Below are 15,774 nucleotides of genomic sequence, written 5' to 3'. Positions count from 1 at the left end.
CAGCCCAGCGCCAACAGATCGCCACAGCAAATTTCGTTGGCCATGGATCGCATATTTCATCGACCGGCGATTGCACCATCCGAGCGCAAGACCGTCGTCGAACTCTCTCATGCGGTGTCCCGAGCAGTCTTCGAGATCATCGCTGGATATCGTTCGGTGAGCCAATTGGCTTTTGTCATGGACCCCGAATGCGTAAAAAAGCTTCGTTCGCAGGCAATTCTGCAAACCGGTGGCTACACCGTCCAGCCGATGCCGGGCACCAGCCACGGCGAGGTACGTTCGCTGCATTTGTGGCCTACGATATCCGGTGCCTACGAATGCTCGGTCATCGTGGCCTTTAAACACCGCGTCCGCGCCGTAGCTCTCAGAATTGAGCCATGGCACGGACGATGGCAAATCACCAGTGTGGAAATGCTTTAGCGGCGCTTACTTTTCTTGTTCTTTTTGGCCGGGTTCGAAGCTTGCTTGGCCTGGGTACTGGCTTCGCCGTCCTCGTCAGGCCCGGTGAACTGCAAGTTCTTCGGAACGGCCGGTTCGCCCACTGCACCGGAGGATTCCTGACTCGTTTCCGATCCGGCTGGCACGTCGAGGTTGAAGAGTGTTCCGATGCTTTCTTCACGGATGGATTCCATCATGGTCTGGAACATGGTGTATCCCTCGCGCTGGTATTCAACCAACGGATCGCGCTGAGCCATGGCACGCAGACCGATGCCTTCCTTGAGATAGTCCATCTCGTACAGGTGCTCTTGCCACTTGCGACCGATCGTGGAAAGCACGACGCGGCGTTCGAGATCTCGCAAGACCTCGGAGCCGATGGCCTTTTCGCGCAGTTCATACTGGTACTTAGCGTCCGAGAGGATCTCGGTTTCAAGGAACTGTGGAGTTAGATGCCCAACGCCGTGCACCTCCTCGACCACTTCATCGACAGTGAGGCCGATCGGGTAAAGCTGCTTGAGGTTTGTCCACAGCTGCTTCAGGTCCCAATCATCCGGGTTGCCAACCAGAGTGACCTCGTTGACCATGGATTTCACGACGTCTTCGAGGAAGTGGCTGACCTTCTCGTCGATATTCTCGCCTTCTAGGATCGCGCGACGGTCGGCGTAGATTGCTTCACGCTGACGGTTCATCACGTCATCGTATTTCAGCACGTTCTTACGCTGTTCGGCGTTTACTCCCTCGACCTGCGCCTGCGCGGACTCGATGGCCTTGGAGACCATTTTGGATTCCAGGGCCACCTCGTCTGGCATCGACGGATTATTCATGATGCGTTCAGCCATGCCGGAGTTGAACCGCCGCATCAGGTCATCGGTCATCGAGAGGTAGAAACGGGACTCACCCGGGTCACCCTGACGACCCGCACGACCACGCAGCTGGTTGTCGATACGCCGCGATTCGTGGCGCTCGGTGCCAAGCACGTACAGCCCACCGAGCGCAGTGACCTCATCGGCTTCGCTAGCCACGGTGGCCTTGGCTTTCGCAAAGACCTCGTCCCAGACCTTGTTGTACTCCTCCGGATGGTTCTCCGGATCCAATCCTCGGCGTTCCATTTCGGCGACGGCCAGGAACTCGGCGTTGCCGCCGAGCATGATATCGGTACCACGTCCGGCCATGTTGGTGGAGACGGTGACGCCATTTTTACGACCCGCCATGGCAACGACGGCAGCTTCGCGTGCGTGCTGTTTAGCGTTCAGCACCTCGTGGCGAATGCCGCCCTTGGAGAGCAGCCGCGACAGATATTCGCTTTTTTCAACGCTGGTGGTACCCACCAGGATGGGCTGTCCGGTTCCGTGACGTTCGGCGATGTCTTCGACGACCGCATTGAATTTGGAAACTTCATTCTTGTAGATCAGGTCGGCCTGATCGTTTCGAATGGCCGGGCGGTTTGTTGGAATCTCGACGACACCGAGCTTGTAGGTACCCATGAATTCGGCGGCTTCAGTCTGCGCGGTACCGGTCATGCCCGAGATCTTGTCGTACATGCGGAAGTAGTTCTGCAAGGTGATGGTCGCCAAGGTCTGATTCTCAGCCTTAATGCTGACACCTTCCTTGGCTTCGATGGCCTGATGCATGCCTTCGGAATAGCGGCGGCCCTCAAGGGCGCGTCCGGTGTGCTCATCGACGATCATGACTTCGTCCTTGACAACGACGTAGTCCTTGTCTTTTTTGAACAGTTCCTTGGCTTTAATAGCGTTGTTCAGGAAACCGATCAGCGGGGTGTTATTCGATTCGTACAGGTTGTCGATGCCAAGATAGTCTTCGACCTTCTCGATACCGTCTTCCAGCACACCGATGGTGCGCTTCTTTTCGTCGACTTCATAGTCATCCTCACGGTCGAGGCGTTTGACGATCTTGGCGAATTCGGTGTACCAACGGTTCACGTCGCCTGATGCTTGGCCCGAAATGATCAATGGCGTACGTGCCTCGTCGATCAGAATCGAGTCGACCTCATCGACGATTACAAAGTTGTGTCCGCGCTGGACAAGTTCGGTCTTATTCCATGCCATGTTGTCGCGCAGGTAATCGAATCCGAATTCATTGTTCGTTCCGTAGGTAATGTCGTTCTCGTATTGTTTACGCCGCGCGGCTGGATCCATATTGGACAAGATGCAACCACAGCTCAAGCCGAGGAATCGGAAAACACGACCCATAAGATCCGACTGATACTGCGCGAGGAAGTCGTTGGTGGTCACCACGTGCACGCCCTTACCGGACAGGGCATTCAGATAAGCCGGCGCAGTCGCAACCAGGGTCTTACCTTCACCGGTACGCATTTCTGCGATATTACCCAGGTGCAGTGCAGCGCCACCCATGAGCTGCACGTCGAAGTGGCGCATGCCCAGAACTCGGTCTGAGGCCTCGCGAACGGCCGCGAAAGCTTCCGGAAGCAATGCTTCAAGAGTTTCGCCTTCTGCTAAACGAGCACGGAACTTATCGGTCTCGGCTTTAAGCTCCTCGTCCGACATGTCGCGAAATTCGTCTTCCAACGTATTGATCGTGTCGGCGTAAGCTCGAAGAGTCTTTAGAATCTTCTTGTCGCCGGTACGCAAAATACGTTCTAGCAATGATGCCACGTGGTAGCTCCCAATATCTCAAGCACAGTAAATTCTGGCGTCTTTAGTCTACGTGAGGAAAACAGCACAACTTGCTATTTCCCGGGGCGGTTTGGTGTTCTGCATGCAAATAGGAACTGCGCTAACAGGCTGTTCACAGCCTGTATTTCACGTTGTCTAAGGCAAGCCAGCGCGCCATTCGTCCGAGTTCAATTTCCAAGGCAGCAGCAACTTCGTTCGGTGCGTGCGCCTCATAATGCACCGAATTTACCTGCAATTCGCCCTTCGCGCGGTCGGCTTTCAAATCGACCCTACCAACGAAGCGCTCCCCGTAAAGCATTGGGAAAACATAATAACCATAGCGACGCTTCTCTTTGGGAACATAGATTTCGACTCGGTATTCGAAATCAAAGAAGCGTTCCAGCCGCTTGCGGTTGAACACCATCGAATCAAATGGCGCCAATAAGCGCAGATCCGGTGCGATTCTCCGAGGGATCTTCGTACCGGGGATCATGAAACACGTCTCTGTCACTCGTTCAACTTGCACGCGTTCCACCAGTCCCTCGTCAGCCATGGATTCCAGAGCTGCCTGAACCTCACGAATTGGCAATCTGAAGTATTCGGCAACGCAATGCTTTGTACCAATGCCTTGAGCGGTCAAGGACTCTACGACTAGCCGACGTAGCGCCTGATATTTATGCTCTTGGTCGACCGCCGGCAGCTCCGGCAAGACATCCTGGCTCAGTGCGAATAATCGCTCGAACTGCGTGTTTCGACCCAATGCAAGAATCCTGCCCTGCGCAAATAATGCTTCGGTGACAATCTTGGTGTCATTCCAGTTCCATCCCCAGTGGTTTCGATCCTTCATGGGATTGACTCCCAGCGAGGCACTGAGCTGGCGTGCGCTAGTACCCGGGTGCAACGAGAGGTGCTCGATTACCCGGGCACTCAGGTCCTTCAAATCGCCATCGAATTGTTCCGAACGATCAACCCAGCGCCGGCGTTGCCAGGGCACGAGATCTGCCACGAGCTCGCTACGCACATAGCTTGCCTCATGTGCCCAGTATTCGGTTGCCGGTCCATGCCGTTGCGACACCAAGGCATCCAGCAGTTGGGTGTCGTAGTGACCAAGTCGAGCGAACAATGGAACATAGTGCGCCCTGCTGACGACGTTTATCGAGTCAATCTGCAATTGCCCGATTGCGTCAAGAACCCCCACAAGGTGGCGCTTGGAAACCTTGGTCTGCTTGCGTGGTCGAGACAGACCTTGGGCGGCCAACGCAATTCTTCGTGCTTGAGATAAGCCCAGAGTGCGTTGACCGCCCAGGTCGTGAGAGTTGTTAATGATTAGCCCTCGTTAGCCAGGGCCTTATCGCGGTAACCGCGAACTTCGGTTGGCAATTCGTCGTTTTCACCCAATGACGGGTCGAGGGTGATGACGCCGTACTGGTACTGGGTACGTCCGTAGACGACCGAATGAGCGCCGGTGGCTTCATCGATAAACAGATAGAAGGGGTGCCCAACGAGTTCCATGCGATCAACTGCGTCATCAACGCTCATGACTTCAGCGGGGAAGACCTTGCGGCGAATGACGACCGGCGAATACTCCGCTTCCTTCGCGTTTGCCTCGGCTTCAGCGCTTGCCTGGGCTTCGAGCGTCTCCTGCACCAAAGATTTGTCGCTTGGAGCTACGGGTAGCGAGCTAGTCGCCTCGTGGACAGCGATTGGCGCATGGTTTCCACGATGAACCTTCCGCTTATCCCGTGCCTTGCGCAATCTTTCGAGGAGCTTTGCGAATGCGATGTCGAACGCCGCAAATTTATCTGCTCCGCGAGCTTCCGCACGAATTGCGGGGCCCCGTGAAACGACCGTCAGTTCGACGCTAAGCGCGGTGCTCTGGTTGCGGGCGTGTGCTTCCTTGACGACTTTCACATCGATGCGCTGAATCTTGCTGGCCAGCTGGTCGACCTTGGTGATTTTCTCGTCAACGTACTCACGGAATCGATCCGAGACGGTGATATTACGTCCGCTGTAATTCAGCTCCATGGTGTCCTCCAATAGGGAGTCGGGTGACACAACAGCCCGGGGTTTTCCTCCCCCAAAGGCTGAAGATGGGCCTTCGCTGCATCTGTGATGCAACCCATACTTCACCCTATGCCACATCCGGCAGGATTCAAGTACCAAACAGCCAGATTTCATATCGCGTTCAGCGAAATCGGCTAGTCCTCGTCATCGCTAGGTGGTTTTGTGAATGCGAGAACCACGGCTCCAATCACGTCGTAGCCTGCTTCAAAGCAAGCCAGCGCCGCACTGCGAAGGGTGGACCCCGTGGTCGTGACGTCGTCGACGAGAATTATCGGCTGTCCCGAATACTTCGGAATTTCCGCAATCAGCCGCGAGTCACCGCTTCGCCGCGCGGGCCCAGCTTTGCTCTTCTGCTGCCCACCAAGAAGCTGACGGAAACGATAGTGAAGTACCGGTGAGGTCCGAGTGTGCTCCCCGAGCAGCCTCTGGCGCTGTGCCATTTTCAGCATGACCTCTACTGGTCGATAACCGCGCGTGCTCAGGGCACGCACGGAGCTGGGCATGGGAACCACCAACGTAGGCTGGCCCAATACTCTAGGAGGACAAGCAATATTAATCGCCGCGGCCAGGAAAGGAGCGAACTCTTGGCCCAAGAAATGACGTTGTTGATTCTTGTAGGCCAAGATAGCTCGCGCCAGTTCGTTGCTGTAGATACCGCTGGCGCTGACCGGCAGCTGCCACTGCGTACTGGGCAGCTCAATATAGAACTGCAGCTGATCCCCCAATGGTGGTAAAAACAGCTGCTGATGAATCTTGTGCCGGCATTCGGGGCAAAGCCTAAAATCCGCACGCTCGCAAATTGCGCAACTCGTAGGTAAAAGTAGGTTCAGCGTCTCGCGCACCGAGTGAATGATCCATCCGGCGCTCCGCGCATGAACCAGCGCATCAAGTAAGCCAGCGGAACGGCGTTGGAGTGACATGCTTCAAGGATGTCGCTGCAACCGCCTTGCGCTGGAAGATGTCTCACCAATTGTGAATTCAGCCCGGGTATGCGACGTCTTTGGCGTAGTCATCGAGCGCATGCCATGAATTGCCCACCCGCGTGTAAAGTTCCTCGCTCGTTTCGGCATACACCGGTCGGCGATCTCCGACACCCGAGGTTATGCCGCTCATGCCGAGCAGCAGACCCAACCGTTCAGATCCATGCTCGAAAGTGATTTGTTCCGCTGCAACCTGTTCGGTTGCGCTCAACTCGGCCACAATGATTGAACGATCCGAGTCCCATACGGCGGTGGAAACTGGCACATCTGGGAAGATTTCCATCGGCTCGTCGGTCAGTCCGCGTGGCACACCATCGGCGTCACGCACGATGCCGGCGACGTATACTTTAGCTTCGTCATTCTCTTCGGCCACGATCAGCGCACGTGCGCCATCACGCGAAATAGCCAAGGAACTGATTTTGGTGTCTTCGAGCCAGGAGACGCTAATCGGGCGCACTTCTCCCTGCCCGGCCACATCTTCGGGCACCACCAGCAGCGGATGCTCCGCGGTGTTGTCAGCCGTCCAGGTCCAGCCCGCGATGTCCATCGAGGGGCGGATTAAGGCGCCGCCTTGAGCGGCCACGCTGACGCTTCCGCTCTCGCTGATCGTCATCAATTGCGTGCCCTTGCCATTGAGGAAGGCATACCGATTCCCCACCGCTGACATGGCAGGATGGCGCGGGTGGAACGCCGAAATGTCCGGGACTCCGCCAACGGGGATGATCGATCGTCCTTTGACGTAAACCAGCGATTCATTGGAAATCGCGATCAGTGTGTCCGGGGTACTCGGATTGATCAGCGCCGGCACAAAGTTTGCCGACGGCGAGCCCAAGGTCACTTCGGTTTCATCTTGAAGCATGCGCACAATGCTCACGGAGGACAAGGGCGATAACGTTTTTTCAAGTTGCTGCTGCATGAGCTGTTTCGCATGATCAGAGGCATCGCTGAGGCTCTCGGCGCTGAGATCAACCGTCGCCGTTCCATCTCGCACCGGCACCGCCGAACGCACGAGCGTACTTGCCGGAGAAAAGGCCGAAACGACGGCGTTCTGCAGATATGGCGCCGGACCAGCCAATAAGGCCTCCACCATAGACGTCGTCGTACCCGCGCCAGAGGTAAACCAGCGGACATCGGGCACCAAATATTGGTAGCTGGCGTCGTAGAAATAAATAGTTTGCGGAGCGAAGATCTTGCTGAAGGAACTCGATTCCAGCATGATCCCGTCCGGCGCATTGGAAATCCGCCATTGGTTATCCACCTGGGTAAGTTCCACGTCCACGGCGCGCGTTGAATGCTCTGGTTCTTGGGTGTAAACACCCATCGCGTCAACCTCACCAGATATTTCCAGTTGCACCGTGTATCGGTTACTTTCGGCACCGGTGAGTACGTTCATCGCCTCATAGATCAGCGTGCGGGTATTCCCGCGCCAGTCGGCCCCCAACTCTGGGGTCATGAATTCCCGCGAAAGCGCATAATCTTCGAGGACCGATCGTCCAGCTTCGACGAACCCTTCGACGATACGGCGTGCATCTGCACCTTCCGTTGGCCCTTGGGCATCAAAGCGAAAAGGCTGCGATTCGCCCTGGTCGGATTCGGCTTCAATCTTCTGCACGGTCGAATTACGTGGGATGGCGGCGCAGCTTGAAAGTATGAGCAGCCCGGTAAATACGATAGTTAGAACTCTCAGCAACCGTAAGCGCATTATTTGCCCTCCCCCGGATTCTCGGATGGATCCACCGGCTTGGGGAAGATTTCGTCCTCGATAAGAATATCTTCGTCGTCCAAGATCAACGGCGTGTAGCCGATCTTCGGCACCTCACCGGTCAACGGGAAGGAATCACCGAGCAGACCGAGAATTTCTTCTGTCACCGGAGGTTCCAATGGAAGTGGGGATGAGGTAATCGCGTCGTGCGCGGTCCGCGGCAAGGTCAAGCGGAATGCCGAGCCCACGCCCTTCTTTCCCCAGGCTTCCAGGCGTCCGTCATGCAACCGGGTATCTTCCATTGAAATGGACAGGCCCAACCCCGAGCCGCCGGTAGTCCGGGCACGTGCCGGGTCCGCACGCCAGAAGCGATCGAAAACATGTTTGCAGGCCTCGGGACTCATCCCGATGCCGTAGTCTCGCACGGTCACCGCGACCGAGCTTTCGTTCTGGCCGATGGTGATATCGATGGGGTTCTGTTCGCCGTGTTCTACGGCGTTTAGCACGAGGTTTCGCACCACACGCTCAACTCGGCGCGGGTCGAATTCCGCCACGCATCCCTCTGCCGGGGCGTTGAACCGGATAATCGAGCCATATTCATCGGCCACGGGCGTGGCGGTGTCGATCACCTTTCGTACAATGACGTTCAGGTCGGTGGACTCTCGATCAAGGACCGCAACGCCGGCGTCGAATCTGGACACTTCCAAGAGGTCATTGAGTAGGTTCTGGAAACGTTCAATCTGCTCATACATGAGCTCCGCCGAACGGGCGGTGAGCGGATCAAAGTTCTCGCGAGCATCGTGAATTAGCTCAGCGGCCATACGCACTGTGGTCAGCGGGGTTCGCAATTCGTGGGAAACATCGGAAACGAAACGTTGCTGCATGGCCGAGAGGTGATTGAGCTGGGTAATCTGTTCTTGCAGCGAGTGCGCCATGTGATTGAAGGCAGTACCGAGTCTGGCGACTTCATCCTTGCCAGCAACCTTCATCCTCCGGTCGAGATCGCCCGAGGCAATCCGTTCGGATACATACGCCGCGTCTGCAACTGGACGCACTACGGTGCGGGATACAGACCAGGAAATAAAGCCAACGACTAGCAACAAGACCAGACCGGTAAAGGCCATGGCACGGTTGATGAATTCCAGGGTGTCCTGCACGCTGGATAAGTCATAGACCAAGTACAGCCCATATTCACGGCCCGGAGGGATCAACACCTTGGTGCCGATGATGATGCCTGGCTGAATCTCCGAACCAACGCCAAGCTCAATTGAACGCCAAAAAATCCCCGAATCGCTCTGCACACTTTCGGCCAGGTCGTCTGGGACTACTCGGGTAGTCAATGAGCCAGAAGCGGTGGGTCCTACATACAGGTTTTCATCACCTGCGACCGGAATTGGTTTGAGCACAAAGTCACGGATCACCGTGGCTCCGTCGCCTTCTAGCGTCGCCAAGGTCGAGTTCACCAAGGACTGGGTAGAAACACGGTCGGTTGTGGAGGCAGATTCAAGAATTGAACGCGCCTGAGCCAGACCACGTTCAGATTCTTTTGAAATCTGATTAAACCGCTCGCTGAATAGCGCGGAGGAAATCTGGTTGGACAAAAAAGCGCCGGCTGCCAACAGCGCCAAGGAGGTAAAGAGCAAGGTCGAAATCACCGTGCGATACATCAGGTGGCGCTGCCAGCGCTGCCGAATCCATTCAATAGGTCGTTTGACCCAAAGCCTTACCCTCAAGAATGCAGGAGCTACCGGAGGAATTTGAGCACGCACTTCGACCGGTGCAATCTCGCTTCCGGTCGTGGCGTGTTCACTCAACTTGCCGTACCAGCCTTGTAACCCACACCGCGAATGGTCTGAATGACCTGTGGTTTTTCAGGGTCTAATTCAATTTTGGACCGCAATCGCTGCACGTGAACGTTCACCAGGCGCGTATCGGCTGCGTGTCGGTAACCCCATACAGCTTCCAAGAGCTGCTCGCGGCTGAAGACCTGCCACGGTTTACGTGCCATGGTGACCAATAGATCGAATTCAAGTGGGGTGAGGGAGACCTGATTACCAGCGCGGGTCACGCGGTGCCCGGCGACATCGATTGTCACGTCCCCCACGGTCAGAGTTTCTGCCACATGCGTTTCATTCGGGCGCAACCGGGCTCGAACGCGCGCTACCAGCTCTGCTGGCTTAAAGGGCTTGGGCACATAGTCGTCAGCCCCGGATTCCAAGCCGCGAACAACATCTGCGGTATCAGATTTTGCGGTCAGCATGACCACCGGAACGTCCGACTCCGCACGAATCTGCTTGCAGACCTCGATGCCGTCAATTCCAGGCAACATCAGGTCTAACAGAACCAGGTCGGGATTAGCTTCGCGGAATGCCTCGATTGCGCCGGATCCGTCGTAGCAAAATGATGCTTCGAAACCATCATTCTGCAAGACGATGCCGATCATCTCCGACAACGCCTCGTCATCATCGACGACTAAAATCCGAAACTTCATACAACATCCCCCTGAAACCGAAAACAGTGGCGTCACCCACGTCGCCTATACGGGTACTTTTACTTTCCCCACTCTTCCTAAGATACATGACACACCCCCGTTTTCGTGCTGTGACCGCACAAATCAAGGATTCCGCTACGCGTCAACCCGCGTTTGCTCCAAAGCTTGGGCATAACCGGTTAAATGTTGCAGGCATTCAACCACCTGATTTGCACTCGCGTTGGCAAACGTGCCTGCGGGCATCAGCGTCAGCTGGCCTAACTGCGTCAACGGCAGGCCAAGCTGCCGCCACGGCCGGAGCACCTTGTTCACCCCGTCGACAACTCCCGGGGCACGCTTGCCCGGTTCAAGTAGCTGAAGGTAAATCTGCGCCCCGGTTTCCACCAAAGCTGCGACGCGCTCCCATGAGCGGTGATCCATTCGCGCCGGATCGATCACATACCCTTGCACACCGGCCTGATGCAAGATGTCCACGCGTTTGATCCACTGCTCATCGGCGCTGGGCAGATTAACGACTATTTGCGTGCCTTCGACCTCGGCAAGCGTCTGCACAAACCGGGAGTAAACCTCGCGCACCTCCTGTCGTGGAATGGAGCGTAAGGTGCGATATCCGCTGGCGGTGGGCAATGCGCCGTCAAGCACAGCGGGCAGCTGCGGCTCATCGAGCTGCACCGTAAATCTTTGAATCGTGGTGCTCCCGCGCATCCGCAGGAGCTGCTGCTTCACCCCGTCGGCATAAGCCTCCAAGACATCCCGGCGTGCCCCGTGATCAATCAGGATCCGTTCACCGTGCTGCAGGTAGAGCCCTGCCGCCAATGACCACGGCCCAAGGGTCGAAATCTTCAGTCGCGTCGCTGGTTTCTTCTCGGCGCCGATGACATCAGCCAAGAGGTTTTCGTCGCTGCGCAACAAGCTCCGCGCCCGACGGGCATCAATCCCATCGGTGACCCCGATGCGCCAACCATGCGGTTGCAGGTCAAAGCCCATGTCGCTGACCATGCTGGCGCTTCGGCCCAGTGCATCGGAACCCATACCGCGGTCCACTAATTGCGGGAAAACCGCCAAATTCGGTTCGCCTAGTTCCCCGCGGATAACCTTGTGAATCTCCAACGGATCTTGACCGGGAAATTGGCAGAACGAGGTGACGAAGACATCCGAACGGGCGAAATCGTCACTTGGTTCAGTCATTTTTATGCGCGTCAGAAATGTTCTGATGGTGGCGAATGACCTCGGAGATGATGAAGTTCAAAAACTTCTCGGCAAACTCCGGGTCAAGGTGTGCCTCGTGAGCCAAGGTGCGCAAGCGCTGAATCTGCGCTTTTTCACGATTGAGATCGCTGGGCGGCAGGTCATGACGTGCTTTAAGCAGGCCCACGCGTTGTGTGGCCTTAAAGCGTTCGGCAAGCAGATACACCAACTGGGCATCGAAGTTATCGATGCTTCCACGGATGGCGTACAACTCGTCGAGGACTTCTTGCTCAACTTCCCCTGGCAGAGAACTTGCATGCGGGTCGAATTCCTCGATAGGGGCAGTAGTGTTCGGCTCGCTCATGATGTTTAGTTTACGTGGTCATCTCGTGTATTTCCCATTAAGTGACGTTGCCCCGACAACCTGAAAAAGGATGTCGGGGCAAAATCTAGAATCCAGGCTAGGCGCCGTTCAATTCTTCAATGATCTTTCGTCGCACGGCTTGTTCGCGAGGATCCGGAACTGGCAGGGACGCGATCAAACGCTGAGTGTAGGCATTTTGCGGCGCGGAAAGCACCTTGGAGCCTAACCCCTCCTCGATCAATGAACCCCGGAACAAGACGCCCACCCACGAAGCCAACAGGTCAACCACTGCGAGGTCGTGGGAGACGAACAACGCGGCGAATCCTAGTTCCGCCTGCAATTCACGGAATAGTTCGAGTACCTTCGCCTGCACCGACACGTCCAGCGCGCTCGTGGGCTCATCGGCGATCAGCAGCTTAGGTTCCAGCGCCAAGGCCCGCGCCAAGGAAGCTCGCTGACGTTGACCGCCAGAAAGCTCATGCGGGTACCGATCGGCAAAGCCTCCGGGCAGCTGCACGGATTCCAAGAGCGCAGCGACCTTTGACCGAGTCTGTGAAGGGTTCAGTTCTCGGTGCACGTTCAACGGTTCGGCCACGCACTCCCCCACGGTCAGATGCGGGTTGAAGCTCGCCGCGGGATCCTGGAAAACGAAACCGATCTGCTTGCGCAGCGGCTTGAAGCTGCGTTCCTTGAACTGCGCCATTTCATAGCCGAGCACCTGCAGCGAACCATCGGTGATCCTATTGAGCCCGGCGATGCTGCGCCCGATGGTTGTTTTTCCAGACCCTGACTCGCCCACCAGTCCATAAACCTCACCGGCGTGAATCTTCAGATCCACTCCGTCCACCGCGGTGAATCCAGGAGCTCCGAGACGTCCAGGGAAATGCACCCGTAGCCCCTTGGCCTCCACGAGCACTTCGGCTTGGGCGTGGGGCCGCTCTTCCAGGCCGGCAGAGGCGGAATTGCGTCCCAGATGCGGTACGGCCGCCAGCAGCGTTCTGGTGTACTCGTCCTGCGGGTTCTCGAACAGCTCACGCGAAGTTGCTTGTTCGACAATCTGCCCTTGGTTCATCACGATGACCCGGTCCGCGATGTCTGCCACCACGCCCATGTTGTGGGTGATGATCACAATTGCGGTCCCCAGCTCATCGCGCAGGTTCCGCAGCAGAGCCAGGATTTCGGCCTGCACCGTGACGTCCAGCGCGGTGGTCGGCTCATCGGCCACGATCAAATCGGGTTCCAGCGCCAGCGCCGCGGCGATCACCACACGCTGCTTCTGCCCGCCGGAGAACTGGTGCGGATAGTAATCCACGCGTTGTTCCGGATCCGGAATGCCTACCTGGCGCATCGCCTCGACGGCGCGCGCCTTGGCTTCCTTTTTCGACAGCTTGGTGTGTGCACGGATGCCCTCCATGATTTGCCAGCCAACGGTGTACACCGGGTTCAGTGCGGTGGATGGCTCCTGAAAGATCATCGACACGTCTCGTCCGCGAGCCGCCCGCAATGCGGACCCCTGGAGGGTCAGCATATTCTGGCCCTTCAGGTAGACAGCGCCATGCGAGGCACCATTTTCCGCCAAGATCCCCAACGCGGTGCGCGCGGTCACCGACTTACCCGATCCGGATTCGCCGACGATGGCCAGGATCTCCCCTGGCTTGACCGACAAATCCACGCCGCGGACCGCAGGGACGGCCCCCGCATCCGTGACAAAGTCGACATTCAGGTTCTCGATGCGCAACACATTCTCTGTGGCGTTCATGTCAATTTTCAGATTGTTACTCACCGTGCGGCTCCTGCCTGCGTGATGCGTTGTGCCTTCTTGCGGCTGAAACGACGCAGCCGTGGATCGTTGAGGTCATTCATCGATTCGCCGACCAGGGTCAGGCCCATGACCGTGAGCACGATGGCAAGACCTGGGAACAGCCCGGTCCACCAGATGCCGCTGGTCGCGTCGGACATCGCGCGGTTCAGGTCGAAGCCCCATTCGGACGCGGCGGTCGGTTCGATGCCGAATCCGAGGAAGCCCAGGCCGGCAAGCGTCAACAGCGCTTCGGTGGCGTTCAGGGTGAAGATCAACGGCAAGGTGCGCGTCGAGTTGCGCAATAGGTGCGTGGTCATCACGCGCCACGGGCTGGCACCGATGACCTGCGCCGATTCGACGAAAGGTTCGGCTTTCAGGCGCATCACCTCGGCGCGCACCACGCGGAAGTATTGCGGGATGAAGACCACGGTAATGGATATTGCCGCCGCCATGATGCCGCCCCAAAGGCTCGATTGGCCCTGTGAGATGACGATGGACATCACGATGGCCAGCAAGAGTGACGGGAATGCGTAGATCGCGTCGGCGAGCACCACCATGATGCGGTCAAACCAGCCACCGAGGTAGCCGGAGATCAGGCCCAACAGCACTCCGACGAACAGCGACATCAGCACCGCGGCGATAATCACCCAGATCGCAGTTCGCGCACCGTACATGGTGCGGGAGAAGACATCGTAGCCGGTGACGGTGGTCCCCCAAATGAACTTGTCATCGGGAGCCGCCTGGCGCGGGAAGTCGCCGGACATATCTGATGACTGGGCGAAATCAAAGGGAGCAATCAACGGGGCGAAGAGGGCCGAGAAAATAAACAACGCCGAAAGTGCAAGGCCGGCGATCAACATGCCGCGCTGGAGACCAGAGGACATGCGCAGGTGTGAAACGACCGGAAGCCGGGCGAACCAGGACTTTCGGGCCGAGGCAATCGAAGGGATGCTCATGATTAGTACCTGACTCTCGGGTCGATCAGGGCCGCAAGGACGTCAACAATGAAGTTGGTGACCGCCACGATAATGGCCAGCACCACTACGATGCCCTGTACCGCGACGAAGTCTCGGGCGGTGAGGTACTCGGCCAGCTTGAAGCCGAGCCCCGCCCACTCGAAGGTGGTTTCGGTGAGCACCGCGCCGCCGAGCAGCATGGCGATCTGCAACCCCATCACGGTGATGATGGGAATCAATGCCGGGCGGTAAGCGTGCTTGGTAACCAGGCGGAATTCGCTGACGCCGCGTGAACGTCCGGCTTCAACATATTCTCGTCCCAGTGTGCCAATCGCGTTGGTGCGCACCAGACGCAGGAACACCCCACCGGTCAGCAATCCCAAGGCCAACGCCGGGAGCACCGCGTGGGCGGCTACGTCGCCGAAGGCGTTCAGGTTACCGCTGCGCAGGGCATCCAGCCAATAAATGCCCGAAGGGTTTTGCAGACCGGTCAGCGCAAGTTCGGTCTGCCAATCGGCACGACCGCTGATCGGGAGCCAATCCAGCCACACCCCGAAGATCAGTTTGAGCAGCAGGCCGGCGAAGAAGACCGGGGTCGCATAGGAGAGGATCGCCAGGATGCGCAGGACCGCATCCGGGTAGCGGTCACGGAATTTTGCCGCGACCAGACCCAAGGGGATGCCTACAAGCAACGCGACGAGTACCGCGTTAACCGCAAGTTCTAAGGTAGCTGCGCCATAGGTCACCAAGACCTCGGTGACAGCACGGTTATCGCTCATGGTGCGTCCGAGATTTCCGGTGAACACCTGGCCTAGGTATTCGATGTACTGGATGAGGACCGGGCGATCATAGCCGGCCTCATGAATTCGTATGGCCAATTGGTCTGGAGTTAGACGTCCACCCATGGCAGCGGTAATCGGGTCACCGGTTACGCGCATGAGGAAGAAGACCACCGTGATGAGGATGAAAACGGTGGGAATGATCAACAGGAAGCGGGTAATCAGATAGCGGAGGAATCCTCCGCCCTTCTGCTTCGCTGGTTTGCGCGCAGGTGCCGGGCTGTGAGTTTCGCCCGTTTGCGACGTGATTGTCATCTTTTGTCCTTAGTATCAGGATCAGAATTTTGGCGCATGGTCCGAAATGGACATGCCAAGGGG

13 protein-coding genes are annotated in these 15,774 nt (G+C 57.2%); 1 reads left to right on the top strand and 12 read right to left on the bottom strand.

The window, feature by feature from the left end; translation table 11 throughout:
- Nucleotides 1-42 precede the first annotated feature (42 nt).
- The gene (locus tag CQ019_RS02630) at nucleotides 43-420 is read left to right on the top strand and encodes an Rv3235 family protein (RefSeq protein ID WP_105649572.1); all 378 of its coding nucleotides are present in this window, start codon (nucleotides 43-45) and stop codon (nucleotides 418-420) included.
- On the opposite strand, the gene secA is transcribed toward CQ019_RS02630, so the two are convergent.
- From secA to CQ019_RS02570, 12 genes are all read right to left on the bottom strand, one after another.
- Entirely contained in the window at nucleotides 417-3,071 is a 2,655-nt protein-coding gene (gene secA / locus CQ019_RS02625; RefSeq protein ID WP_105552450.1) for a preprotein translocase subunit SecA, read from the bottom strand. The genes CQ019_RS02630 and secA overlap by 4 nt on opposite strands.
- A 133-nt stretch (nucleotides 3,072-3,204) precedes the next feature.
- The gene (locus tag CQ019_RS02620; protein ID WP_181148227.1) at nucleotides 3,205-4,329 is read right to left on the bottom strand and encodes a winged helix-turn-helix domain-containing protein; all 1,125 of its coding nucleotides are present in this window, start codon (nucleotides 4,327-4,329) and stop codon (nucleotides 3,205-3,207) included.
- A gap of 68 nt (nucleotides 4,330-4,397) precedes the next feature.
- Nucleotides 4,398-5,096, bottom strand: coding sequence for a ribosome hibernation-promoting factor, HPF/YfiA family (gene hpf / locus CQ019_RS02615; RefSeq protein WP_105569254.1), 699 nt, complete (start codon nucleotides 5,094-5,096; stop codon nucleotides 4,398-4,400).
- A 173-nt stretch (nucleotides 5,097-5,269) separates the two neighbouring features.
- Nucleotides 5,270-5,977: a ComF family protein gene (locus tag CQ019_RS02610; RefSeq protein ID WP_105552453.1), complete on the bottom strand. Its 708-nt coding sequence runs from the start codon at nucleotides 5,975-5,977 to the stop codon at nucleotides 5,270-5,272.
- 136 nt (nucleotides 5,978-6,113) lie between these two features.
- The gene (locus CQ019_RS02605; protein WP_181148226.1) at nucleotides 6,114-7,727 is read right to left on the bottom strand and encodes an LpqB family beta-propeller domain-containing protein; all 1,614 of its coding nucleotides are present in this window, start codon (nucleotides 7,725-7,727) and stop codon (nucleotides 6,114-6,116) included.
- An 89-nt stretch (nucleotides 7,728-7,816) separates the two neighbouring features.
- Nucleotides 7,817-9,586: an MtrAB system histidine kinase MtrB gene (mtrB, locus tag CQ019_RS02600; protein WP_258133868.1), complete on the bottom strand. Its 1,770-nt coding sequence runs from the start codon at nucleotides 9,584-9,586 to the stop codon at nucleotides 7,817-7,819.
- 41 nt (nucleotides 9,587-9,627) lie between these two features.
- Nucleotides 9,628-10,308, bottom strand: a complete 681-nt coding sequence (gene mtrA / locus CQ019_RS02595; RefSeq protein WP_105552456.1) for an MtrAB system response regulator MtrA — start codon at nucleotides 10,306-10,308, stop codon at nucleotides 9,628-9,630.
- Nucleotides 10,309-10,443: 135 nt separating this feature from the next.
- Nucleotides 10,444-11,496: a hypothetical protein gene (locus tag CQ019_RS02590; RefSeq protein WP_105552457.1), complete on the bottom strand. Its 1,053-nt coding sequence runs from the start codon at nucleotides 11,494-11,496 to the stop codon at nucleotides 10,444-10,446.
- Nucleotides 11,489-11,860: a chorismate mutase gene (locus tag CQ019_RS02585; RefSeq protein ID WP_096286604.1), complete on the bottom strand. Its 372-nt coding sequence runs from the start codon at nucleotides 11,858-11,860 to the stop codon at nucleotides 11,489-11,491. The genes CQ019_RS02590 and CQ019_RS02585 overlap by 8 nt, the downstream gene beginning before the upstream one ends.
- Before the next feature lie 97 nt (nucleotides 11,861-11,957).
- Nucleotides 11,958-13,619: an ABC transporter ATP-binding protein gene (locus CQ019_RS02580; RefSeq protein ID WP_105552458.1), complete on the bottom strand. Its 1,662-nt coding sequence runs from the start codon at nucleotides 13,617-13,619 to the stop codon at nucleotides 11,958-11,960.
- 20 nt (nucleotides 13,620-13,639) lie between these two features.
- Complete coding sequence (locus tag CQ019_RS02575; RefSeq protein ID WP_105552459.1) at nucleotides 13,640-14,617, bottom strand: ABC transporter permease; 978 nt, start codon at nucleotides 14,615-14,617, stop codon at nucleotides 13,640-13,642.
- A gap of 2 nt (nucleotides 14,618-14,619) precedes the next feature.
- Nucleotides 14,620-15,711: an ABC transporter permease gene (locus tag CQ019_RS02570; RefSeq protein WP_105568859.1), complete on the bottom strand. Its 1,092-nt coding sequence runs from the start codon at nucleotides 15,709-15,711 to the stop codon at nucleotides 14,620-14,622.
- Nucleotides 15,712-15,774 lie beyond the last annotated feature (63 nt).

This window comes from Arthrobacter sp. MYb229 (assembly GCF_002975405.1).
In the GTDB taxonomy this organism is placed as follows: Bacteria; Actinomycetota; Actinomycetes; order Actinomycetales; family Micrococcaceae; genus Glutamicibacter.
Note: the sequence above shows the minus strand (reverse complement) of the source record. Positions and strands in the feature narration are given on the sequence as shown.